Here is a 26,329-nt window from a genome sequence, read left to right as displayed (position 1 = left end):
AAAAAATCCGTAGTTAGTTTCCTAACTACGGATTTTGCATGATCGTTTGGATCGGTCAACCGGTCATTTTCTTAACTGATCGGCATTAAGCCAGGTGGCTTGCTTTTAGCGTCTTTAAATACACACACTTATAGACTCGATTTAACTATAACGTTTAAAATCTATAGCTTGCGCCAAATGTAATACGGCGGTCTGTAATACCTTGGAAACAAAGTAAAGCACCTTCGTTAACACAAGACTGGCTAACTTCTGATTCAGTTAAGTTTACAGCTTCAATACCGATATTTAGCTGATCGTTCACATCATAACTTATGCTGGCATTAAGCTGCCCTCTGTCTTCTTGAACAACAGGGAAACCCCATGGGAAGCTTGAGGTGCTACCAAAGTCAGTTGAACGGTACCCTTCGCGCCACGTGTAACGCGCTCGAGCAGATAGACCGTATTTCTCATAGTAAAATGTAATATTATATGCGTTTTCTGACAGATCAATGAGTGATTGCTTAGCACTTATGTCTGCATCCGGGTTACCGGTTGTTAATGCAAAAACAGCATTTGCACGACTCGTTGCAGTGTCAAATGATTCACCACCAGAAAATTCTTGATAGGTATAGTTAGCAACCACACCAAAACCTGATGCCCAACCTAGCTCTTTTTCAAAACTTGATAAGTCGTATTGAGCTGCAAGCTCAATACCTTGCTGTGTTGTTTCACCAGAATCATTAATAGTAGTTTGTGTTGGTACACATAACCCTACGCCAGCATCTGGGCCAAACACGTTTATGTCTGCAATTGGATTAAATATGCCGCCTCCTTCACACTCTGGACCATTTGTATCGCGAAAGCCTGTGCTTGGGTCTTCAAATGGGTCAACTTGCTGTGTAACGTGCAAATCGCTACGTGTTTTATGAAAGTACCCCACACTTAACAAAGCAGCGGGTGCAAAATACCAATCTGTGGATATATCGAAAGAGGTTACTTCTTCTGGTGCTAAGCCTGAATTACCAATTGAAACGGCACTATTAGGGCTGGTGCCAAACGTAACAGATGTAGATAGGTCATCAAAATCTGGGCGTCTAATATCTTTTGACCAACCTAAACGAACAATCACATCTTCACTTACATTCGCGGCTAAATTGAATCGAGGTAAAAAGAAATCGTAATCACCTTTAGACGTTAGCTGAGTAACCAGTTCGTTGCCACTTCCATCTTGAGTAACAGAGTTACCTAGCGATGTAACTTCAGTCTCTAAATAACGTAGGCCAAAGTTACCGCGAAACATGCCGTACTCAAAATTTGCTTGTGCATATAAGGCATGTGTTTCTTCTTCAATATCAAAAAACGCATTTACTTGAGACGTTGGTGAGCTTATTGGACCACGATCAGAACCCGTTATTGCATTATTAGCTTCAATCGCTTGGTTTAGCGCTGCTAATACGGCTTGTGGATCAGAGGATGCAAGCTCTGGGTTAATAAGTAAGAAATCACGAATATAAAGTGCTCGCCCATCACCATCGTTAAAGTTATCTGGGCCCGCTGTTAATAATTGTGCAAATAAATCACCCGTTGGGCTATCAGCCATATTTCTTAAACCAACGTTAGAGCGAACTTGATCCGACACACTACTCGTTTTACTGTAGCGGTAACCAAAATCGACTGACGTTATTACATCATCTAAGTAATATGTAAAATCTGTACGAAACGCATCTTCTGTATTTTCTGACTCATCTTGCCCTTGGTTTACGTCACGTAGAACAACATTTGCAGGGTCGAGCAATTGAGCCATTGTTGGCGCGTTTGCCTCTCCCGTTGCAATCCCAAACGTAAGTGCATCACCTGTAAGATCATACTCAAAAGGAGTCCCGTTTTCATTTGAAGAATTAGTAGCAACATTTGGATTTATAAAATTAAGCGTTGTATTAAAGCTTGGTGTAGTTGAATCAGAACGAGAGGTTGAGGCTTCAACACTTGCAAATAATCTATCGCCTTGCCATTCGCCCCCTATTCTAAATATTTTGCTCTTTGTGATGCGTGAATTAGTATCGCTAGAAAAACGCAAGTTAGGATCGCCACCACCGTCTTCAACCGGAATTACGCCTCTTACGGCCGCTTGTATACTGCCTAGGTTTTGTCCGTCCAGTGAACCAAAATTAACTGTTTCAAATTCACTCGGTATTGATACATTTCTAAGATCACTTAGACCAGATGCTTGTACTCTTGAGCTTTCTTGGCGGCGCTCTTGATCATTAACAACTGCATCAAAAAAGAATTTCATATTATCGTTTGGTGCATATTCAAATGTACCTGCGAAGTTTTTTGTCTCGTATTCGTAATTATCGTAATCTTGAATTAAAAATTGTACTGGTAGAAAATCAAACGATTGTGCACTTGCAGCACCACTATCAGCGGCTACCGAATTATCTCTATCTGCGCGAGGACGAAATGCGGTTACGTCTTGCTCACTGTAACTACCACTAAATACAACACCAAACTTACCGCCCGAATCAAGCTCCCAGTTATCACCCCAAGCACCTGATACCCTAGGGGTCACGCCATCTGTTGATAAGCTACTATCTTCACCTTGGACTCTAATTGAGCCTAGAGTTTCATTTAACTGTAACGGGCGAATTGTTTTAAGGTTTATTGTTGCGCCCACAGAGCCTTCGATTGTTTTTGCTTCTGGTGACTTAATTACTTCTACACCAGAGATAATTGCAGCTGATACATCTTCAAAACTAATGCCACTTCGCCCAGACCCTGAGCCAACTGTTGATACGCCGTTCACTTCTGTACGATTGGCATTGGTACCACGAATTTGAACGCCCGTACCTACCCCTGCTTCACGGGTAATTTGAATCCCTGTTACGTTTTCAAGTACTTCTGCGAGGTTTTGATCTGGTAGCTTACCAATATCTACAGCCTCGATAATTTCAACAAGGCTATCTGCTGAACGCTTTTGTGCAAGCGCATTTGTAAGCGATTGTCGAATACCTGAAACCTCGATAACCTCAAGATCGTCCGCAGCTTTTTTTGGAGCTTCTTGCGCCTGTGTAGACAAAGACATACCAAGTGCGGTTGCCGATATAACTGCCAGTGTAATTTTAGATAACTTGTGACTCATAGTTTTTTTCCTGTGTGTGTGAAATGCTATGTTTAACCAGCTACTTTATTGTTTTTATTAAAAGCCCTTTCTTATTACAAAGTCTTAACTTTATATTTACACCCACACCTACAAAGGTCAACCTTTTGGTAATGAATTTAGATCAAATATTATGCAATATGTTATTACCAAAATAGAAAAACCTAACTAAATTTCAAGTTAAAAGCAAAACTTACATTTTAAGTTGATGTTATTTATAGTTTTTAAATTCTATTAGAAATAGGGCTGTCAATAACAAAGGTTAGAATAGTTATCGTTTTAAAAATGAAATAATTTAGGCAGGAGAAACCGATGATGTTGGGCGTGCTGAATAAACAGCATTATTGGTTAACCAATTCAATTGTTTTTAGTCAAGTAGCGTAATTTAGGAGTGAGTTTTTTTTAAGTACTGTCTGTTAGTGTTATCGAAAATATAAAATTGAAGAATTTAGGGATCAAAAAAGGCGGTAAAACCGCCTTTTTAATGTGATCTAATGTTTAACTATTATTACAGCTTGTAGCTTAAACCTAAGAATAAACGTGGGCCGTAGTCATTCACTTCACCTAAGTTACCTTCAACAAAGAAGTCTTGTGATTTAGGTGCACTGAACAAGTTAATTGCTTCTGCTTTAACTCTAAAGTGCTCATCAATTTTGTATGATGCGCGCATTTCCCATACGCCTACGCCATCAACATAACGAAGTCGAGTACCATTTGTAGTATATGGTTGGAAATACTCACTACGATATTTGTAAATAACAGCAGTATCAAATCCACCAATTTGGTAGTACAGCTGACTGCTAAATACATGCTTTGAGAAACCAGGTACTGAAGCCGACTCAATAATACCGTCAGTTAACTGTGTAGTATTACCATCTACGTCAGTCTCAAACGTATCGCCGTATAAGCTATCTTGGAACTCAAAATCAGTGTCTGCATAGTTGTAACCAAATTTCATACCGATGCCGTTATCCCAGCGGTAAGAAAATGAAGCTTCAAGACCTAATATTTCACTGTCATCGTCTGATGTAACAGAGTTAGTAATTGGTAATGAAACAGTTTCACCGGCAACAGTAAAATCTTCAATTACTGTTTGTTGTTGAAAACCACCGTTGAACTGTTTGTAGTATAAGCTTAACGCTAAGATTGAATCTTCGTTAGGGTACCATTCAAACGCAGCATCGTAGTTCCACGACATAAGCGGTTGAGTGTCCGGGTTACCAGAACCATTTACACCCACTAATAAATCGCTAATTGATGTTGCTGTACCTTCTGTATCTTCTTGGAATGTACGGCTGTAACCTAAATCAGATGGATCTGCGCGTGACATACCACGGTATATACCTGCACGGAATAAAATATCTTCACTGTAGTCAATAACTAGGTTAAAACTTGGTAAATACTTCGTGTAGTCACCACCGCTTTTTATTTTATCCAATGAACCATTATCAGATTCAACCAGAGAAAGTACACCGGTGTCGCTTGTTACTACGTCAAAGCTATTTCTAAAGCCAATCGAAGTTACTTCTGTGTCTACAATACGAAGACCAAAGTTACCGCGAATGAATTTACCAAACATTTCAGTATCGTAATTCGCCATTAAGTACACTGATGTGGTTTTTTCTGTTACATCAATTGTACCTGCATTTTCATATTCAACTTCTGGGTAAGCAAACACACCATCAGCGTTAGAACCAGCTACAGCTTGTGAGAAACATACGTTGTCGTATGTAGCCCATGATGAACCTGTACCGCTATCTACAACGTTACCGTCACTATCAACATTTGTTACGATATCGCCATCAGATACACTTGATAAAAAGCCTGATTCAGGGAAATCGATTTGACAACCTTGTAATACGTCAAGCGCTTCAGTACCAGAGTCTAGTGTGTATTCATTTCGTGAACCGTTACCTTGGCTACCACCATACTGTAGGAAGGTCATTTCAGATGTTCTAATACCACCTTGAATACTGGTGAAAACATTGCCATCTAAGGTATAGTCAAAATCTAGTCGCGCTGAGATAACTTCGTTTTCACGAACATTTTCACGGTCAAGTCGTGTTCTTAGGCTATCTGTAAAGTTTGAAATATCTGTTACGTCAAAGTCTGTCAGTGTGAAATGAGGGATCTCATCGCCCATGTCCCAAGAAAAGAAATTACGACCTGATGTTCTACCACGGTTAGATATTTGAAGTTCTTCACGTTCAGTTTTTGAATACGCTAAATCTAAGTCAACAGTTAATCTATCGGTAACTGTATGTTCTATATTTATGCCGTAACCTTGATAGTTTTCTTCACGTTCAAATTGCTCACCTGCAGATTCAATTCGCTCTTCGCCTTCCCAATGAAGGATACCGCCAACATCATTAGTAACAAGTGTTGGACCGGTTACGCCTGGTGTTGCACGTTTTTGTAAAAAGATTAAATCGTGACGCGCTTCTTTTTGTGTTCTATCTGATATTTGTGCATCAAAGTTAACATCCCAATCAGCTGAAGGTTGGTATTGCAGTGCAAAAAACATTGCATCACGTTCATCTGATGTCTCGTTTTGACGGTAGCTTCGGCTACTGCCAGTCCAAGCATACGGAGTTCCATCGCTTATTGCTTTGCCTGTTTCAGGATCAATTTTTGTATCGTAACCTTGATTTTTACTGCCGCTTACTTGATCTTCACAGTCACCTGCGCTGCTGCGATAAAAACCTTCGTTGGTATTATTAGGATCGTTTAAACACGCCCATAATGAAGAACCTGATGGGCTCGAACTTCTGTATTCAGCTTCTGGTTGGCTAATATCTTGGCGCTGTACACCAAAAGACACACCAACGGCTTGGCCGTTATCAAATTCAAACTGGTCAACATAACTAAACGTGCCACGGTAACCCGCGTCACTTTGAAGCGAGTTATCTACATTACCTTCATCAGGGTTGTAGTTTAATTTAACTTCAGCTGATACACGTTGCTTGCCAAAATCAAGTGGAGTTATAGTTTCAAGTGCAATAACACCTGCAACACCACCTTCAATCATTGACGCATCTTGCGTTTTATAAATTGCTACTTTTTTTACAAGTTCAGACGGAAACTGCGAAAAGTTAACTGAGCGGTCACCACTACCATTAGTCGCTTCACGACCATTGATATGCGTTGCACTTAAAAATGGACCAAGACCACGAATAGTGATTTCTGTTGCACCACCGTTTTCACGGTGAGATGCAGCACCTGTAATTGATTCCAGTGCTTCACCGATAGACAGTGCTGGTAAATCACCAATATCTTCAGATGACAGGCCATCAACTACCGTTGTTGCTTCACGTTTAATTGCTATTTGGTCTTGAATCGTTCTACGTGTACCTGTAACACTAATTATTTCAACGTCTTCTTCAACTTCTGTCGCTTTTCCCTGATCTTCCTGTGCGCTTGCTGTAAATACGCAAGAACTTGCCATACCTGCGATGACCGCTGTTCTTACCCATTTTGCAACTGGGCGCATTGCAAACTGCCCTGTTGTAGAATTATTGTTATCTCGTGACTTCAACGACATTTGAATTCTCCGCTGGTTGTTGTTGTGTGATTTTAGTGTGTTAGCTTGTTATGCTTATGTATATTTTATGTGACCTTTGACGTTAATATACTTAAACGCAGCACGATGATCAACCAATTTGACGTTTTAATATTACCATAAGGTATACCAATTTTAACTTAGTGGCATTACCAGTAGGTCAGGCAGGTTTTTTACTAGAATATAAACCGCTCTAAACTAGTTTATAAATGGGTAATGTAGGTTGAGAAAAGTGTGGTGATTATTAATAAATAATAAAAAAGCCCCAAATTTGGGGCTTTTAAAAGTTAACTGATTAATTGGTTATTTAATCGTTTTGTATTTTCCATGTAGATCCAACACCGACTTCAGATGATTGAATATAATGAAGACCTTTAGCACCCGCCTCTGCCTGAAGGCCTGCAGGGTCAGTTTCTAATAACGTACTTGTTGCTGTAACGTACTCAAGTACTTCTTTGCCATTAGTTGCTGGGTCTTGGTCAATTGCACCATCAGTATCGAATGCGCCATTACCATTTAGTTTTCTAATTTCAACCCAGTCACCGCTTGCATCGCCTGATACTCGACTATCCATATAACCAAAGTTATTACTTAGCACCGAACTATCATGATTAATTAAGTCACAGTCATATTCAAAAGCATGGTCACTATCAAGTGTATTTGGGTAAAATAGGCCTTGAGTTGTAGCACTGCTGTTTATTGTATCTTCGTCTGTTTGATCGCCTAAACCGTTTGCAATTAAATTTCCATTAAAGTTGATAACAAACGCATTTTTGGTTAGACCGTATAGGGTTGGATTATTGACGACCGTTAACTCATCACAATCACTAACGTTTGAATTATCATGTACTTCTGTGCTAAATACGATTGGCTGTTGTGAGTTTAAAACCGTATTGTTAGTTACGTTAAGTGTAAAATCACCGGCACCATCAAGAACGGCTTGATTACCTGACTTTGGTACTCCGCCATCAGCTTGCGAAAATGGATTTGCAGTAAATACAATACCGCCCGCTTCTTTGTTAGCTGAGCGGATGCCTGCAATATAGTTATTGCTCACTGTATGCCCAAGCGGTGTTATTAAAATACCGGCAGGTCTATCTGATGAGCTCGCTATATCTGTAGTACGAATAATAATGTTGTCTGTAACACTGTTAAATCCACCATCTTCCAAAGAGATACCCCCATTAGGATTTACAATTGTATTGCCTTTGATGGTTGCACCAGAAGTTTGTACTCGAATTAAACGACGACCCGTTACAAAGTTTTCTACGCGGTTATACTGAATAGTAAAGTTTGCATCATCAGCTGCACCGCTACCCGTTGTACTACCTGCATTAATTAAATATAAACTTGATTGCCCAAAGTTTGGGTTATTACTGTCGCTAAATAAATTATATTGAATAACGTGATCAGAGCTTGATGACGATATTTTAATCACGGACCCTTTTTCAGCCACATTTCGATTAGAAAATGTATTTCGCTCAACTAATGCGCTTTGACCTTTTATCATCAGCCAATGGTATTCAGAGTTATTGAGTGTAGCTTCTTCTCCATCCATCGTGTTTTGCGAAAAAGTAAAGTTATCCCCTTCTGAGTAAATAACAGCACCTTCTTCGGTTTCACAAAATGCACCCGCTTTAGTATCTATATTCTTAAAGGTAAGCCCTGTTAATCCAGCGCCATCTACTCCAGCAGCTACATGCACACATACTTCACCGCTAAGTACAGGAGTTTGACCTTCTACAGCGCGAAGCGTTACTGCACTGGTTAATAAAACTGCGTCCATATCAGCATAAACACCGGTGTTTAAGCCAATAACATCACCATCAGCTAAACCACCACTTATAGCACCAAGGAGTGCTTCAGGGTTACTAACTAATTGTGTGTAAACTAATGTATCAAGTGAGTTTGTAACCTCACTCGCAAAACCATCGTTATCTGTATACGTAGCTTTTACCGACATTATTGAGCCAGCGTAAGCAGAAGGTGTAAATGTTTTACTATTACTGTCGGCTACTTCAACGCCATCAGCAGACCAAGTATAAGTAACGTTTGCCTCTTCAACACCGTTGTTATCAGTTATCTCAGCGGTTAACTCGCCACTTGTCAAATAAGGCGCTACGCCCATAATGGCGACGCTACCGGCTTCGTCAACCGCAACAGCAGAAACAGCAATTGTTTCCTCTGATGTATTATCCTCGATAAATCCATTATCATCTGTGTAAGCAACTTGAACACTTATCTTTTGACCTAAAAGTGATGCATCAACTGTAAAGGTGCTTTGTGTTGCGCCATCTATCTCTTGTGCGTCAGCAAGCCATTGGTAAGTAATATCTCCTGTTGCCCCGTCGGTATCAGCAACTTCTGCTGTTAATATATTACCAACGGTTGGCGTGCCACTAATTGTAACTTCGCCTTCTGAGTTTGTTCGTGCTACAACCTCTGTACCCGTTGAAGTCACAGACTCGTTAAACCCACGGCTATCTTCAAAAGATGCACTAACTGTTATAACTGTACCAAACTGTGCGTCTGTTAACGTGAGCGTTGAAAGTGCTTCATCTGCAATCTCTATGTCATCAGCAAACCATTTATAAGTTACTGTATCGCCATCAAAGCCATTTTCGTCAGCTACATTGGCTGTTAGTTGCGAACCAACTAGAGCGTCGCCCGTAATAGTTAAACTTGCAGGGAATGCGATTGCGGCAACATCTGCGGTTGGATCTGTAATATGCGATTCATTAATACCGCCATCATCGGTATAAAGCCCTTGAACTGTAATTGGTAACCCTATCTGATCGTCAGTCAGTGTAAACGAAGCGCTATTTGCACCTGTAATTGCCTCACCATCTGCATACCAATAGTAAGTCACGTCACCTGAGATACCATCAGGGTCACTAACTTCAGCTGTTAATGTTTGTCCGCTTGTAACCGTTCCACTAAGAGCAATAGAGCCCAAGTTGTTGTCATTGTTGTTTGAGTTTGTGTCACAACCAACTATTGCAGCTGCAATAGCGCATAGCGCAAAATGTTTTAATTTCATGGTGGCTCTATTCTCCAAATTTATGGTTTTAATATTTGGTTATCTATTGTGTGTGTTACCAAATAAATCATGCGTTTATTACCAAATTCATTTAAATTGCAAATAAATTGTTAACCAACTTGGTAATATAACCATAATAAAATAACTTTTTCCACTACATCCACCCAATTAAATAACAATAAATAAACATAAAGTTAACCCTGCACTGTTATCGCAGGTCAAAAATTGAATTCAATCATGCACAATTACTGCGAAAATACATAACCTTAGAGTAAAAAATTGGTTTTACATGGGGTTAAGTAAATCAGATTTATTTAATATATATGAAGTATTCTTATTTGAAGACTATAAGAAAATTAAGAAATGAAGTGAGTTTGTATAAAAAGGATTATTTACAGAGAGAATGAAAAATAAGGGTAAAAAAGGGGCTATTTTCTTGCCCCTTTTTTATTAAGTACTGGTTTATAAAATAGCGTTATTATAAAACTCTACAGGCTCATTTGAGCCCAAAGCAACAGGCACACGTTGATGCAAGCTAGTTGGCGCAATATCTAAAATACGCGTTCCTCTAGAGGTTGCTTTACCACCTGCGTTTTCAACTAAAAGCGCTAACGGGTTTGCTTCATAAAGCAGTCTTATTTTTCCGTTATCGTTACCACTGCGTTTATCTTGCGGATACAAAAATAACCCGCCTCGGCATAAAATACGATGAACGTCGCCTACCATCGCTGCATTCCAACGCATTGAGCTTTTTTCAAAGCTTTCACAGGTGTAAAGCAATTTATCAAAATACACTTGTGTCGGTTCGTCCCAATAACGGTAGTTAGCCATATTAACGGCAAATTCACGACTCTGCTCTGGCACACTTAACTGCTTATTTGTCAGTAGATAACCGCCATGCGTTGAATCTAATGTATAACAACGCGTTGGACCGCCAGTGCTCATTACAAGTAATGATGAAGGGCCGTATAACACATAGCCTGCACATACTTGATTTACACCAGGCTGACTAAATTGCTCGTCGCTGTCGAAGGCAACATCATCACGGGCTAAGTAAATAGTAAATATAGTGCCTATTTGCCCATTAACATCAATATTAGAAGAGCCATCTAGTGGGTCAAAAGCAACAATAAACTTACCTTCAGGGTGGCCACCTACCGCATGATCTTCTTCCTCTGATGCAACTGATCGAACGCTGCTGTCGTCAAGTAGTATGTCTTTAAGTAGTTGGTTTGCAATTACATCTAGCTTTTTTTGAACTTCACCTTGGATGTTTTCATTCAATGTTGAACCTAAAACACCGGCTAATTCACCTTGGCTTACTCGAAAAGCAATTTCTTTACTGGTCGCTAAAATTGTGCGAATAAGTAAAATAAGATCGGTATCTACACCGTCTTCTTTTAATACTGTATTTAGTCTTTTCATGCGCTATACCTATTTACACAATTTAGATCGTCAAAGCATTGCTCTAGTCTTGCAACCATACTTTGCTCTGAATGACGCAACCATACGCGAGGGTCATAGTATTTTTTGTTTGGCTTATCATCCCCATCAGGGTTACCAATTTGCTCTTGTAGGTATGCTTGGTTATCTTTGTAGTAGTCTAAAATACCTGTCCAACACGCCCATTGCGTATCGGTATCAATATTCATTTTAACTACACCATAGGTTAAAGACTCTGCAATTTTATCGTACTCAGAACCACTACCACCATGAAATACAAAGTTAATTGAGTTGCTTGGTAGATTAAATTTTTCTGATACGTAAGCTTGTGAATCTTTTAAAATAGTTGGTGTAAGAACAACGTTACCCGGCTTATATACACCGTGAACATTGCCAAAAGACGCTGCAATTATAAAATTAGGGCTAATACGACTTAAACGTTCGTAAGCAAATGCAACATCTTCAGGCTGAGTGTATAAAGAAGAGCTGTCTAGGTGTGAGTTATCAACACCGTCTTCTTCGCCGCCCGTGCAGCCAAGCTCAATTTCAAGCGTCATACCTATTTTTGCCATACGCGTTAAGTAACGTTCACAAATTTCGATATTTTCTTCTAAAGGCTCTTCTGACAAATCAATCATATGCGAGCTAAACAGTGGTTTGCCAGTCAGTTCAAAGTGTCTTTCACCTTCATCAAGCAAACCATCAATCCAAGGTAGTAGCTTTTTAGCTGCGTGATCAGTATGAAGCATCACTGCTACTTCATAATGTGCTGCCACTGAATGTACATATCTTGCAGCACTTACCGCCCCAAGCACTGCTGATTGTTGCTCTGGTAAAGATAAGCTTTTACCACAAAAAAATTGAGCTCCACCATTAGAAAGCTGAATAATAACGGGCGAGTTTTTCTTTTTAGCAGCTTCTAGCGTCGCATTTATAGATGTTGTACTAACAACATTTACCGCTGGCAACGCATATTCATTAGTACGCGCATGTTCATACACAGCACTTACTTCATCGCCAACGATTACGCCTGGCAGTATTGTTGGGGCTAAATAATTCATTTATGAAATCCTTTCTATTTTAAAGCCTGGATACAAGAATCAGTAATTGCTTGCCAATTTTCTTGTTCAACCCACTCTTTTTTCGCTATCCAAGTACCGCCAACGGCGAATACATTATTTAAAGAAAGATAGTCCATTTTGTTACTTTCGCTAACACCACCTGTAGGGCAAAAGCTGACTGCTCTAAATACTGACGACACAGCTGATACAAAAGGAGCGCCACCGGCAAGCGATGCTGGGAATAATTTTTGCTCTTCAAAGCCATATTCAAGCGCCATTAAAATATCACCGGTGTTTGATACACCAGGAAGTACCGGCACATTACATTTAGCAAGTGCTGTAAGTAATGCAGGAGACACCGCTGGCGTTACAATAAAGTCAGAACCCGCTTCAAGTGCTTGCTCTAAAATGTCAGTATTTATGACTGTACCCGCACCGACTTTTAGCTCTGGCACTTGTGCCTTAATAGCTTTTAATGCTTCTAAAGAAGCCTCTGTTCTTAGTACTACTTCAACTAAAGTAAGGCCAGCGTTAGCCATAGCTTTCGCTATTTGAACACCTTGCTCTGGCGTATCAGCTTGAATTATAGGTAGCAGTGTTTGTCCTGACATAAGTTCAGAAAAGCGAGTCATAACGTTGTTCCTTTATAAAAAGTAATGCGGCCGAGGTATGGCGGCCTTTAATGTTTGATTAACCTGAACTCTAGATAATAAATCTATCTCAAGCAGCTATTTTCAGCGCTAACTGCGTTGAATTTACTTGCAATAGGCCCGCTATTGACGCGTAAATTCGCCTTGTTTTCACTGAAAATCTCTAGCTAGAGAAAATAATTTTAAATATCACCATGATTCAATATGTTAGTAAATCTCTTAACCAGAGTTCAGGTTAATTATTTTGTTATACCAATTGCATTAAATTAATGAGCTATTATAGCGACAAGAAAATAGCTCAATAACAAGGCTAAAATTATGATACATAGTTGTTCTATATAAATAATTTTTAACGTAGTTAGTGAGTTATTTAATACGCTAAGGTGATCATGTTTTTAATAAAATTGGTATCAGATACCAGCTTCAATCATTGCTAGCTGAAATATATCTTTTGGAGCAATGGCGCCTGGCTGTTGTATAACAGCACCTGCCGCTTTTGCAGCAAGTTGTACAGCACTTGAAATTGATTTATCAGATAAACGAGCACCTAAATAAACACCGTTAAAGGCATCGCCTGCTGAGGTAGTATCTACAACATTTGTTACCGGTATTATAGTGTGGCTTTGAAGCGTATCGCCCTCTTTTGTCACTACCGATTCAGGGCCATTTTTAACAATAATTTCTTCAATTTGGTAAGGTTTTAAATATTCAACAACCGCTTCTACGCTATGTACATCATAAAGTGTTGTTAAATCTTCAACGCCTGGAAGGGTAATATCTGCAAGCGTAAAGGCTAAATGATATTGCTCTTTAGTTTCCTCTACACTATTCCACAAACGCGCTCTGTAGTTAGGATCAAAAACTATTTTAACCCCAGCACCTTTAAGCTGCTTTACCACTTTCCAAAATTGCTCACGTGCACTTTCTTCAATTATTGCTAGTGAAATTCCTGAAAAGAAAAACATATCACCTTGGCTAAGCTGCTCGAGTGCATCAGCATCTAAAAAATCAACAACCTTTTTAGCTGCAGAATCATTACGCCAATAAATAAAGCTACGCTCACCATGCTCATCTGTTTCTATGTAATACATGCCGGGTACTTTGGTATCGTGAGCAAATACGAGTTGTGTACTTATTTGTTCACTTTCAAAGCGTTCTAGCATTTTTTTACTTAAATTATCTTGACCTAAAGCCGTAACAACCGAAGTAGTAACCTGCGGGAAGCAACGTTTTAAATACACTGCAGAATTATAAACATCGCCAGCAAATGATTGGTGTAGTGTGGCTGCGCTCATAGCTCTAAGCTCGACCATGCATTCACCGATAAAGTAAATATTTTTCATCTTGGAAGTTACCCTATGTAGTTAACTGCTATGCGCTTATACAGATTATGTTGGCATAGCAGTTATTATCTAGATTATTGAGGCTTTTTAAGAGGTTCTATTTTTGGAATTAAAATCCAAACAGCTGCCATTGCTATAATGGCTAAAGAAGCACCAATAACAAATGCTGGCGTATAGTTACCATCAGCAGTAAGAATTGGCACTAGCGATGTAAGGCCTACAGCACCAAGCTTTGCCGCCATGCCAGAGAAACCTGATAATGTACCTACAGCTTTTTTGCCTAGTAAATCACTTGGTAGTGTTTGCACGTTACCAATTGCAGTTTGAAAACCAAATAAGATAACAGCCATAATTAGTACCGCAGTTGTTGGTCCACCTGGATTTGCCATTGCAAGTAATGCAGGTAGCATAATTAAACAACCCAGCGTAATAGTTAGCTTACGTGTTTTATCTGTATTCCAGCCTGCTTTAAGTCGGTTTTGAGCCAATAAGCCACCAAACCATGCGCCAAACATTGCGCCAACATAAGGAACCCAACCGTATATACCAATAGACTTAACATCCATGCCGTATACTTCGTTTAAGTAAATTGGAATCCAAAAAACAAATAACCACCAAATAGGGTCAATTGCAGCAGAGGCAATAATTACACCCCAGCTTTGTTTACGAGAAAGTAGTTCGGCTGTAGATGGGTTATATTCTTCTTCGTCTTCTCCTGTTACATCGCCGTTATCATCAACACGTCTTTGACCTGTTAAAATGTATTCACGTTCTTCAGCTGTAAGCCAAGGGTGAGAGCTAGGCGGCGCTTTAACTAAAATCAACCAAGGCACTAACCAAAGAAAGCCTAATACACCAACAAAAACAAACACCATTTGCCAGCTAAAATAGATAGTTAAATATGCAATTAACGGAATTGCAATAATACCGCCAATAGCCGCGCCAGAGTTAAAAATACCCTGCGCTAAAGCACGCTCTTTGGTAGGAAACCATTCAGCATTACCTTTAGCTGCGCCCGGCCAGTTACCGGCTTCTGCGACACCTAAGATTGCGCGAAAAATACTAAGGCTAAGTACACCTTGTGCAAATGCATGCGCAACGGTGGCAATAGACCAAACACCTATCGATAAAACAAAACCGAAGCGTGTGCCAACCCAGTCAAATATTTTTCCAAATATGGCCTGACCAAATGCGTAAGCAAATACAAATACAATTGAAATATTAGCGTATATTTGTTTACGCTCTAATGCTGATTCATCAGGGAACAAATCTTCAACAATGTCCGGCCAAAGCACACTAAGTGCTTGGCGGTCTATATAGTTAATAATGGTCGCTAGCGCAATTAACGCTATAACCCACCAACGTAAGCCTTTAAGTTGCATAATTAGTCCTCAAGAAAGTCTTCACGCGCTGGGCTAAAGGTATCAATCAGGATCCCGCCTGTTGGACAGGTAGCACCATGATCAGCAAATGGAGGGATTAAGCAGCTATCACCCGGTTTTAAGATTTTAGTTACGCCATCAATGTTAAAGTGAAACTCACCTTCAACAACATACGTTACTTGAGAATGTCTGTGAGCATGGTTATAACCAATAGCCCCTTTCTCAAACCAAATTTTAACGGCCATTAGCTCTTCGTTATAACCTAGCATTTGACGTTTTAGACCATTTCCTAAATCTTCAATTTCGGTCTCGTTGCCAAATGAAAAGTGTGCGCTTTGCTTTTGCATCCTGTTTACTCCTGATTATTGTTCATCATATAAATGCCTAATCGGCCATTTAAAGTGAACTCTTTATTTTGATAATTGAATGTGTGTTTGCCAGGCTTAGCTGATTCAGCAACTTTGTTAATAGCCACTAAATACGAATTGCCTTTAATATCAAGTTCAACAAGTGTTAAATCGCCCTGCTGACTATATTCAAGCTTTGTAACTCTACTAACAGCTTCTAACGTATATTCTTTACTTGGGTTGTATTCACCGTGAGGCTCTAGTACTGATATAAATTTATGATTTTTTTGACCCTCAACACGACGAATAAAACCGTTTTCGTTGCGTAAGTTAAAATCTGGGTCGTTTGCGCCTATTTGAGTAAATAAGAAAGACTCATCACCTTTAACCAAGCTCGTTTGCGTATAAAAGCGGCCGTTTTCGTTCAGCCACGTTGCTTTAGCTAAACCACTTTGAGGTTGCGCTTGAGCTTTAAGCCATAGATGCTGGTAACCATTTTTAGTACCTAATGCAGCGAGTTGTGTTGTATTTGCTTTTAACTCAAAGCTGGTATCTATAAGCTGACCTTTATAATGCAAAGGCAAGTCAAGTTGGTGTGCTTTATTTGCAGTAACATCAAATATATCAAGTGCAACTGTGCTTTGTAGTTCAGGTAAGTTAATAAGTGCAAGCGTACGCTCAAGATCAACGCCCTTATAAGCTGTGCTTATTTCGCCGCTTGAAACCGTGCCGTATTTATTTGTTTCGAAAAAGTTAAGTGAAGGGTAATTACTATTTCCTACTTCAACATTTGCATTAAAATGCGTTGTTTCGTCAACCACTACCGTATTGTGCGCAACAGTGTGTTTAGCGTAAGTTTCGTTTTCAGGTAAATAACGACCGCCGTATTTAGCTTCTACATTTAAAAAACGTGCTGCGCCATAATCAGATACAATTTCATTACCGTGATCGTAAAACTGCCATGTTAGTTTATCAAAATGACCGTGACCTAAGCCTTGTGCAGCAGGTTTAAATAGTAGAGCTTGATCGCCACCTACCTGCGTTCTCATTACAACTAGAGCACCTTGTTTACCGTCATTACCATCGCCGAAGGCAACAGATTTAAACTCATAAGGTTTTGCCATGTTGTTATCAAGTGCTTGAGCTACTTTTAGCCCATCACCAGAGAGAATTATTTGGTCTTGTTGCTTAGCAATATCTAAATAACCTGCATCGTTGGTTAAGCCATACGCTGCCGTTACCCCATTTACTAACTCAATGGTATCGATACCTTTACTTTTTATTGCATCATTAATTGGGAAAAACAAACCGTTGTAGCTAAGTTGAATAGTTGTATCAATCGCTTTTAATAATATGCCATCACGATATTCAAATATTTTTCGTTGTGGTTCATTGTTTTCAATCGCTTTAGCAAACGTTACAAAAGGTAGTAGTGCAAAGCGTTGATAGTAAGGACCTTCGTTATAGTAACCTTGTGGTGAAAACAGCATTTCTAGCTGCTTAATAAAGCCACCCTTACCCGATTTTTCTAAATCGTATAATGATTTTTCTACCCACTCAGGTTCGCCTAATACATACCCTGCCATGCCAACACCCGCTGTTGCCCATGTTCCATGATTATGTACTTTATTAAATGTAGAGGGTTGGCCTACTGATGTGAACAACGAAACAGGACGTAGTAAGTCATTTTCGATTGTTTTAATGTTATCGGCATTTAACGAGTCATGAATTAGATCATAAGCTTGTATTGTGTACACAAGCCACATTGCTTCATTTAGGCTTTGCCAAAAAAACTTACCTGGATTTTGCGAGTCCATTTTACGTTTTGGATGCAGACCAAGCGTTGGGTATAATTTTGCATACTCAAGCAACATATCACGCACGTAATTTGCATATTTATCATCTTGGCTTAGTTGATAAATGATGCCTGCGTTATACATAAGCTGATAATTTTTTTTGTGGCGTTCATGTGTATAACCACCACCACCATCTTTTGGTACAGGTACCGCAATTGGTTGAGCTATTTGTTCGTCTACTTGCGCTTTTAATAGCTCAAACGCAGTAGAAAATTTACCTTCGCTGCCTATTGCTTGGCGCATATGACTTACGTCATCAGTAGTAATTACTAAGTTTGGGTGCGCTGCATGCGCACCCAATGATGTAAGTAATGTAAGTGCTGCTACAGCCGTTATTTTAAAACCTGTTTGGCATTTTAATAAGTACATAGTATTTACCCTGCCTTATTTAAAATGTTGTTATTTTTTAATACTGCTGTATGTGGGCCTTTAACTCTTAGTTCTTTAACACTTGGTGCTTTAGTTGCATCAAATGTATTGTCTGAGATTTCAGTTTTAGGCTCGCCTACTGTGTGCTCTACAACAATAGGAGCAGATTTAACAAATTTATTATCTTTGATATTAGTAACCTGAACACCGTGAACATAAATGCTCGCTTGCTCTTTATTACGCTTACCAAGGCCGACGTTATTAAGCGTATTATTTGTCATTTCAAAATGAGGGCCAAATGTACTTTCATCAGTACCACCACGGTAAAGCTTAAGTACACCACCTTGCACATCATTAAATGTATTATTATTTACAATAACGTATTCCGCGTTATAAACACCTAAGTCTTCAATTTCAGTATTTAGACGTAAAATGTCACCTGTTACTGTATTAAAGGTATTACCTGTAACAATAATTTCGTCAGCCATTGCACCTTTACCAGTGATAAAGAAATGGAATGAATGATTAATATCTAAAGCATTTAACTCTGAGTTGGTCATTACAAAGCGGTAATTATCAACCATACCCCATTTTTGCGTACGAACAATGCTGTTACCTATTGCATCTGGCGCGTTTTCACCTGAAATAGATAAACCATCTAGTTTTAAGCTGCCGCCATCATGTATTTCAAACAAGGTAGAACGTTGAAAAGTAAGTTTAGACTTTGTGTTCTGCTTCGCTTTAATTGTCAACGTTTTATCAATTTTAACCAGTTTAGAAACATCATACTGGCCAGGCGCTAGTTCTAGAACATCGCCCGACTGTGCATTATCAATAGCATCTAGTAATGCACTTACATCAGCTTTAACAGAATGTGTCTTACCAGAATCAAAATCAACTAAAGCAGGTACTTTTGCATACCAGCTAACACCGGTATCTTCTTTTTTAAGTACTTTTAAATCGCGCTTTGCACCTACATTTAAACTTTTAGATGTTGGGTAAAGTAGACCATTACTTGCTTTTTTAAGCGTGATTTTTTCTTTTTTTACACCGTACGTTAGCTCAGAAAGTACTTTTGTATCAGCAATGTTGTTACTTAGTACCAGCCCGCTTACATCATCAAATGTTGTAAATGGCTGTTCACCATCTTGATTTATGATTAAGTTATTTTTCATTACGCTATCTTTAGGTGCAGCGCTACGCTCAGCATCGCTACCTGCGGCAAGTTGAATATGACGCACATTTATAAATGTGTTGTTTTCAATTGTCGCATTTTCAACTTGGTGATAACGATTTATAGATGAATTTGGTACGCCGTTCATCACAGTAAAACCACTGCCAAAACGATACCCTGTTAGACCTTGTAGGTAGTTATTTCTTACAATTTGGTCTTTATTGATAACGCGGATACCACCGGTGTGGTCAACACCATTACCAATAAATATATTTTCTTCTATTAGGTTACCGTTACCATGGCGCAGCGTTAATGTACCGCGCGCTTCATAAAATACGTTATTACGAAGGATGTTTTTACCTGACTTAACCGACACAATTTCTACTTCACCATTGGTGCGTTCAAAGTAGTTATTTTCTACCAATGTATGTGAATCAGTTAATGAGTAATGACTAGTACCAATACGAAGTGTTTCACCACCGTTTGAACCAAAAGTTGGACGGTAGCCAAAATAGTTATTATCTATACGGTGATAGTTTTCTTGGCTTGCTTGAGTGTTTAAACGAACAGCAACTGTCACGCCTTTATTTCGTTTGCCAACTAAATGACTATGATCAAAGCGGTTATGTTGTCCATATAATGCAACCCAATAATCAGACTCTCGTTTGTCTGGATTACTGTAATTATCAATTACAATTTCTGTTACTCGTGAGTTGTAGGCTAATTCATTTTTGTTTTTACGAAATTCTATTACAGCTGAGCTCGGTGTGTAGCCGTCTTTAAATACTAAGCCAGAAGCCTCAAGGTATTTACCTGCAAGTCTTAGGTTAGATTGACCCGATAAAATTACTTTGCCGTTAGTTTCAGCGGTCAATAAAATAGGAGAGTTTTTTGTACCTTGGCCTTCAAGTAGGATTTCGAAGTCAGACCAAGTACCATTTTTAAGTACTACTTTGTCGCCAGCAACTAGATTAGCTGCGATATCATTAAAAGCTTGTTTACTTTCTACAAAATAATCTTTGGCCGCTATTTGTGTGGATATGCAACCGATGAGAACTAGACTAAGCTTTATTGTGTTAATCAAACGCATAGTTAACTCTTTTTCGTTGTGACTGAAAGTAGTGCTTCATCAGAATTTTAAAAAGCTGACATTGCACAAAGACTTTAGTCAATTGGTGTCATGTGTGTTAAAGCGCCTTAAGCTAAAAGCCTAAAGCGCTCAATAAGGTCGAGAAGTATTACTTTTCTAACTTTTTGAAGTAATCAAAAATTTCAGGAACGTTACCTTGACCCATACCAGCGTCAAACGCTGCTTGTAGGTTAGCTGATGAACCTTCAGCGATTTTTGATTCAGTACCTAGGTCTTCTACCATTTGTAGGAAGTAGCCTAAATCTTTGTTTGCATTAGCAATCGAGAAACCAAGGTCACTAACATTATCAACTGCATAGTTTTTACAAAATTGCATAAACGGTGAGTTAGATGGACCAGTCGACATGATGTCAAAAAGTTGTTGACGGTCAACACCAGCAAGCTCTGCAACTGCAAATGCTTGTGACATAGCACATACTGTAGTCATGCCCATGAAATTGTTGATAAGCTTAGTTGTATGACCTGCACCTAGCTCGCCAAGATGGAAAACGTTTTCACCTTGATCTTCCAGTACTGGTTTAACTTTATTGAATGTAGCAATATCGCCTGCAGCCATGATGTTTAAAAGGCCATCTTTAGCATGTGCTGGTGTACGACCAAGAGGAGCATCAATCATGCCTGCGCCTTTAGCTGCTAAATCAGCACCAATTTTTTTAGTAGATGATGGGATAGAAGTACCAAAATCAACTAATACTGCACCTTCTTTAATACCCGCTAGGATACCGTCTTCTGCATAAATGATTTTTTCTACAACGGCAGAAGTTGTAAGACAAAACATAACAATATCTGAACCTTCAGCTAGCTCTTTAGCAGTGCTTGCTGTTTTTGCGCCTCTAGCAACACATGCTGCAACCGCATCTTTGCTAAGGTCCATAACAATTAGCTCATAGCCTTTGTTTTGTAAATTTTCGGCCATGTTGCCGCCCATTAAGCCTAAGCCGATGAAACCGATGACTGGTTTTGACATGAATAACTCCTAAATATGTGGCGCATACTTTTATAAGAACAAGTAAAATCTACTCTAAAATACGCTGTGTCTTTGTTTCAATTTGTAGAGTAACTTTAAGCTTGAGTTATTTATAAATTAACCTGTGCAAAACGTAACTCTGATTAATTACCAATACATTGTATTCACTCAAACCAAGCAACTTACCAATTGGTATGCAAAAACTGTATTACCATACGCCTTTTTTGTCAACCAATAAGTTAACCAAGTAAATCCCATATTTTTACAAATTACATACAAATAAATTTAATATCAATTAAAAACAAAGAGTTAGATATCGCAAACCCAATCGGACATAGGTTAACTTTTGTTGAACAATCAGTAACTTTTTTTATACTAATAGGTTGACCAATAATTGAGTGTTCTTTATTTAAATATGCAAAATTCAATAAAATGGTTCATTAATTGGTAATTTACAATTGATGTTATTGGTGAAATTATAAAGACCATACGTGAACAGCTTCCGACTCTAAATGGTATTGAGGTTGTGATTTGTACGTAACGCCTACATATATGGCTAATACATATAAAAACCACAAAATGCGCTTAATAATAGCGCTTAGTTAAAAATATACTGAACTTTGAAAAATCACTAAAGGAACTGAATAATGCGTTTATTACATACTATGCTGCGTGTAGCGGATTTAGACAAATCAATTGCTTTTTATACTGAAGTATTAGGTATGAAAGAGTTACGACGCGCAGACAATGACGAGTATCGATATACATTGGCTTTTATTGGGTATGGAGATGAGAAGGACACGACAGTCCTAGAATTGACATATAACTGGGATGAGGATAGCTACGACCTTGGTAATGCTTATGGCCATATAGCCATCGAATTTGATAATATTTACAAAGCCTGTGCTGATATTAAGGCAGCCGGTGGTAATGTTAGTCGTGAACCTGGGCCTGTAAAAGGCGGTACTACTGAAATTGCTTTTGTAAAAGACCCTGACGGTTATTCAATAGAACTTATTCAGAAAAAAGATGACATGAGTAACTTTTAAGTTATGTAAGTTATGGGTGCTAGTTTAAATTAAAAAAGGTGCTTTTTAGCACCTTTTAACGCAACTGACTGTCTTTACTGCCACGTCTATTAAACGATTTAGCGCTAGCACCATTACCTTCTATTGCAGCTTGGCATGCAACACAATAGCGCACTCCTGGTAACGCGAGCCTTCGTGCTTGTGGGATTTCCTCATCGCACTCATCACATAACTCTGCACTTGCGCCAGATATTAAATTGCTTCTTGCATACTGTACGGCGTCATTAACACTCGCATCAATTTGATCTTGAATTGCACCGTCTCGTGCCCATCCACTTGCCATAAATCCTCCTAATAAAGTTGGATGTTTAAATTTATGCTACCAAATCGAATCTTTATAAGTACTGAATAAAAAAGCTAGGAATGTGATGTTCTTTGAAGGTTTAAGCTATAAAACTATATTTTATATCTAAAGAAAGATGCTGTAGTTGCTCCTTGTAATCTATTTTTCACAAAAAATTCAACACTCTACAATTAGGCAAAAAAAAGCAGCTAAAAAAGCAGCTAAAAAAGCTGCTTTATAATTCCAATGATTTATTTAAATATTAAAGACTGTAGTCAACAACCTTCATACCTAATTTTTCGAGCTCTGGACGAAGTGTTTTAGCATCACCCACTACTAAATAAATCATGTCTTTAGTATTTAAGTGTTTTTTAGCTAAGGCGTTAACTTCTTCTTTGCTGATATTGCTAACAATCTCATTCCTTTCTTTTACAAAGCTAGGTTTTAAATCGAATTCTAATATTTGTGCTAAAAAGCCAAGTTTTGCATTAGGCGTTTCGTATTTAAGCGCATCTTTTTGATTGATAGCCTTACGCATAAACATAAGCTCTTCATCAGTGACACCGTTTTGAGCATAGTTATTAAGCTCATTAGTAAACTCTGTAATAGACGCTGCAGTAGAGTCGGCTCTCACCGCTGCAGAAGCGGTAAAGCCACCTGATGTTTTATCACCCCAGAAACGAGAGCGAGCACCGTAAGTGTAGCCTTTATCTTCTCGTAAATTTAGATTGATACGGCTATTAAACGTGCCACCAAGTGCAAAGTTCATCAAGTTAGCTTTAAAAAACTCACCTGTAATATCTTCAACCATATCGCGTTTACCTATACGAATTTCTGATTGAGGAGCGTCTGGTTTATCGACCAAATAAATTACATTAGTTTCTACTTTAGGTTCACTGAAATCAACCGCTACTAAGCTCGATTTACCTTTCCAATTTGTAAGTGTAGCTTTAACTTTTGGTTCAATTGTTGACTCTTTTAAATCAGAAACAATAATTACTTGAGCGCCCTGCGGTTTAAAGTTTGCGTTATAAAAAGCTTTAACGTCAGCAAGTGCAATAGCCTCTATACTATTAAGCGTTCCAGTACTTGGAAGTGCAGCTATATTGTTGCCATATAGTAATTTACTATATGTATTAGATGCTAAATACCCAGCATCCTTCATTGAATGTTGAATATTTTGAATGATTTGCTTTTTATTACGCTCAAAGTCATCTGCATTAAATGCTGGTTTAAATAACTTTTCTTCTACAAGCTTTAGCGTTGCATCTACATTTTTGGTTAAGCTAGAAACATACACATTTGTATGTGTTTTATCTGAGTAGATACTTACCTGGCTACCTAGTTTTTCAAGCGCGTTACTCATCTGCTCTGTAGTGTAGTTTTGCGTTGACTCGCTCATTAACGATGCAGTTATTGATGATAAACCCACTTTACTAGCTTGCTCACTGTACAGGCCACCCGGAACTTTAATGAAAATAGCGGTAGTTGGCGTTTCTGTACTTTGAGTACCTAATATTTTAATACCGTTTTCGGTCTTAGTTTGCCAAAGAGTAGGAACATCAACAGCAGGATTTGCGCCGGCCTCTGGATGAGCACTTCGATCAAATGTATCAACAGCTCTTCGTGCCACTAAATCATCAGCTGAAGTTGTAGATGGACCTCCAAAATCATGCGATTTAGGCGTAAAGTTGTCTGGAGCAGCTATAAGTTGAGTTTGCCCTTCTGGTACAACACTCATAATAACGGCAGATTTACCTTTGATATATTGATTAAAAACACGCATAACATCAGCTTTTGTAACTTTGTTATAACGTGCAATCTCATCTTTAGCTGAATTTGGGTTACCTGTAAACGTTTCTGACGCGGCTAGTTGAGAGACTTTTCCTGATACGCTTTGCAGACCAAAAATTGCACCAGATTCTATTTTAGCTTTTACTTTATCTAAATCATCTTGTGTAACGCCACGCTCTTCAAATTCAACAAATGAATCACGAATGATTTTTTCCATATCAGCTAACGTTTTCCCTGCTGTAGGATTTGGTAAAGCATAAAGACTAATTGAACACGCTAACTCTTGGCATGGATGATTTGCACTTGCTTGAACAGCAAGTTGAGTTTTAACTAAGTTTTTGTATAGTAGTGAATTATTACCACCACCCAATATTTCAGCAAGTATATCAAGAGGTGCTTCATCTTCAGAGCGAGCGTAAGTCGTTGGGAAACTCATACTTAATAAAGGCAAATGTACCTTATCTTCCATTGAAATATATCTATCAGCATTGAGTGTTACAGCTGTTTTTTCTACTGTAGGGATTTCAGGGCCTTTTGGAATTGGTGCAAAGTATTTAGTAACTAATGGCAGTATTTCATTAGCGTTGATATCGCCACCAATAGTAAGCGTTGCATTATTAGGACCATACCACTTTAAAAAGAATGCTTTTAAATCATTTACATTTACGCGATTAAGATCGTCCATAAAACCAATTACTGGCCATGAATATGGATGACCATCTGGATACATCGCTTGAGCAACACGTTCACCTAAACGACCATAAGGGCGATTATCAACACGTTGGCCGCGCTCATTTTTTACTGTTTCGCGTTGTACTTCAAATTTTTCTTGGGTTACAGCATCGAGTAAAAAGCCCATTCGATCAGCTTCTAGCCACAACATTTTTTCTAATTGATTTACAGGTACTGTTTCAAAATAATTTGTTCTATCTGAGTTAGTTGTACCATTTAAAGTACCGCCTGCTTCAGATATTATTTTAAAATGTTCCTCATCAGCAACATTCTCTGAACCTTGAAACATCATATGCTCAAAAAAGTGAGCAAAGCCTGACTTACCCAACTCTTCGCGAGCAGAACCAACGTGGTATGTTACATCAACGTGTACTAAGGGATCTGAATGATCTTCATGCACAATTACAGTTAAACCGTTATCTAGTTTATATTTTTTATACGGTATGTTGATTTCACCTGCATTAGATTTCACTGATTCAATAAGTGTAACGCCAGGAATTGATGTTTCTGTAACAATATTTTTATCAACAGCTTGAGTTGAGCTATTACATGCAGCCAACCCTGATGTAAGTAAAACAGCAAGTGCAATTTTTGTGAGTTTCATTTTTTAGTCCATATTTAAATTAACTCAATGAGTTTAAAGACTAATTAAAAGTACAACAAGGAATATGGAGCGATTATGGGCTTGGTTTTGTAACAAAGTGTAAATAGATTGATATAAAAATGAAGTGTGAAATGAGGGTGTTAATTTGTGGTTTTATTCTAATAACACTGCACTTCCCTATCTAAGTAGTAAATGATATAGCTAAGAGATTGATACTCTTAATAACATCGTGCATATAGAGTGTTATGTAACACTGCTTTATACAATACTTAAAATAGTAAGTGGCGTCCCCAAGGGGATTCGAACCCCTGTTACCGCCGTGAAAGGGCGGTGTCCTAGGCCTCTAGACGA

At 38.6% G+C, this 26,329-nt stretch carries 15 protein-coding genes; 1 reads left to right on the top strand and 14 read right to left on the bottom strand.

The features are described 5' to 3' along the window. Window positions 1–154: 154 nt before the first annotated feature. From GQR52_RS19235 to GQR52_RS19180, 12 genes are all read right to left on the bottom strand, one after another. The gene (locus tag GQR52_RS19235) at window positions 155–3,118 is read right to left on the bottom strand and encodes a TonB-dependent receptor (RefSeq protein WP_024591526.1); all 2,964 of its coding nucleotides are present in this window, start codon (window positions 3,116–3,118) and stop codon (window positions 155–157) included. Between the two features lie 526 nt (window positions 3,119–3,644). Next, the gene (locus GQR52_RS19230; protein WP_165729489.1) at window positions 3,645–6,677 is read right to left on the bottom strand and encodes a TonB-dependent receptor; all 3,033 of its coding nucleotides are present in this window, start codon (window positions 6,675–6,677) and stop codon (window positions 3,645–3,647) included. 325 nt (window positions 6,678–7,002) lie between these two features. After that, window positions 7,003–9,735 carry a poly(beta-D-mannuronate) lyase gene (locus GQR52_RS19225; RefSeq protein WP_165729488.1) on the bottom strand — a complete coding sequence of 911 codons (2,733 nt, stop codon included), beginning with the start codon at window positions 9,733–9,735 and terminating at the stop codon, window positions 7,003–7,005. A gap of 462 nt (window positions 9,736–10,197) precedes the next feature. Continuing rightward, window positions 10,198–11,160 carry a class 1 fructose-bisphosphatase gene (locus tag GQR52_RS19220; RefSeq protein WP_010555334.1) on the bottom strand — a complete coding sequence of 321 codons (963 nt, stop codon included), beginning with the start codon at window positions 11,158–11,160 and terminating at the stop codon, window positions 10,198–10,200. Further along, on the bottom strand, window positions 11,157–12,239 hold the full coding sequence (gene fbaA / locus GQR52_RS19215; RefSeq protein ID WP_165729487.1) for a class II fructose-bisphosphate aldolase: 1,083 nt from the start codon (window positions 12,237–12,239) through the stop codon (window positions 11,157–11,159). Before fbaA ends, GQR52_RS19220 begins: the two co-directional genes overlap by 4 nt. A gap of 14 nt (window positions 12,240–12,253) precedes the next feature. Next, window positions 12,254–12,871 (bottom strand): bifunctional 4-hydroxy-2-oxoglutarate aldolase/2-dehydro-3-deoxy-phosphogluconate aldolase, encoded by a 618-nt coding sequence (gene eda / locus GQR52_RS19210; protein WP_007585331.1) that lies wholly within the window; start codon window positions 12,869–12,871, stop codon window positions 12,254–12,256. A 428-nt stretch (window positions 12,872–13,299) separates the two neighbouring features. Next, window positions 13,300–14,232: a sugar kinase gene (locus GQR52_RS19205; protein ID WP_165729486.1), complete on the bottom strand. Its 933-nt coding sequence runs from the start codon at window positions 14,230–14,232 to the stop codon at window positions 13,300–13,302. Window positions 14,233–14,306: 74 nt separating this feature from the next. Beyond that, the gene (locus tag GQR52_RS19200; protein ID WP_007585328.1) at window positions 14,307–15,614 is read right to left on the bottom strand and encodes an MFS transporter; all 1,308 of its coding nucleotides are present in this window, start codon (window positions 15,612–15,614) and stop codon (window positions 14,307–14,309) included. A 2-nt stretch (window positions 15,615–15,616) separates the two neighbouring features. Next, window positions 15,617–15,961: a cupin domain-containing protein gene (locus GQR52_RS19195; RefSeq protein WP_024609426.1), complete on the bottom strand. Its 345-nt coding sequence runs from the start codon at window positions 15,959–15,961 to the stop codon at window positions 15,617–15,619. A gap of 5 nt (window positions 15,962–15,966) precedes the next feature. After that, on the bottom strand, window positions 15,967–18,186 hold the full coding sequence (locus GQR52_RS19190) for a heparinase II/III family protein (protein ID WP_165729485.1): 2,220 nt from the start codon (window positions 18,184–18,186) through the stop codon (window positions 15,967–15,969). A gap of 5 nt (window positions 18,187–18,191) precedes the next feature. Then, window positions 18,192–20,450: a polysaccharide lyase 6 family protein gene (locus GQR52_RS19185; protein ID WP_165729484.1), complete on the bottom strand. Its 2,259-nt coding sequence runs from the start codon at window positions 20,448–20,450 to the stop codon at window positions 18,192–18,194. A gap of 148 nt (window positions 20,451–20,598) precedes the next feature. Beyond that, window positions 20,599–21,477, bottom strand: a complete 879-nt coding sequence (locus tag GQR52_RS19180) for an NAD(P)-dependent oxidoreductase (RefSeq protein ID WP_008170302.1) — start codon at window positions 21,475–21,477, stop codon at window positions 20,599–20,601. Window positions 21,478–22,124: 647 nt separating this feature from the next. On the opposite strand from GQR52_RS19180, the gene gloA reads away from it, so the two are divergent. Then, the gene (gene gloA, locus GQR52_RS19175) at window positions 22,125–22,526 is read left to right on the top strand and encodes a lactoylglutathione lyase (RefSeq protein WP_165729483.1); all 402 of its coding nucleotides are present in this window, start codon (window positions 22,125–22,127) and stop codon (window positions 22,524–22,526) included. A 55-nt stretch (window positions 22,527–22,581) separates the two neighbouring features. Here the strand turns inward: gloA and GQR52_RS19170 are convergent, their stop codons facing one another. Together GQR52_RS19170 and GQR52_RS19165 are read right to left on the bottom strand one after the other, a co-directional pair. Next, the gene (locus tag GQR52_RS19170; RefSeq protein WP_165729482.1) at window positions 22,582–22,848 is read right to left on the bottom strand and encodes a DksA/TraR family C4-type zinc finger protein; all 267 of its coding nucleotides are present in this window, start codon (window positions 22,846–22,848) and stop codon (window positions 22,582–22,584) included. Window positions 22,849–23,110: 262 nt separating this feature from the next. Next, the gene (locus tag GQR52_RS19165) at window positions 23,111–25,978 is read right to left on the bottom strand and encodes a pitrilysin family protein (RefSeq protein ID WP_165729481.1); all 2,868 of its coding nucleotides are present in this window, start codon (window positions 25,976–25,978) and stop codon (window positions 23,111–23,113) included. Window positions 25,979–26,329: the final 351 nt, after the last annotated feature.

The sequence above is a fragment of the Pseudoalteromonas sp. 31A1 genome, from assembly GCF_011378815.1.
Taxonomy (GTDB): domain Bacteria; phylum Pseudomonadota; class Gammaproteobacteria; order Enterobacterales; family Alteromonadaceae; genus Pseudoalteromonas; species Pseudoalteromonas arctica.
This window is presented reverse-complemented; position numbering and strand designations above follow the sequence as displayed.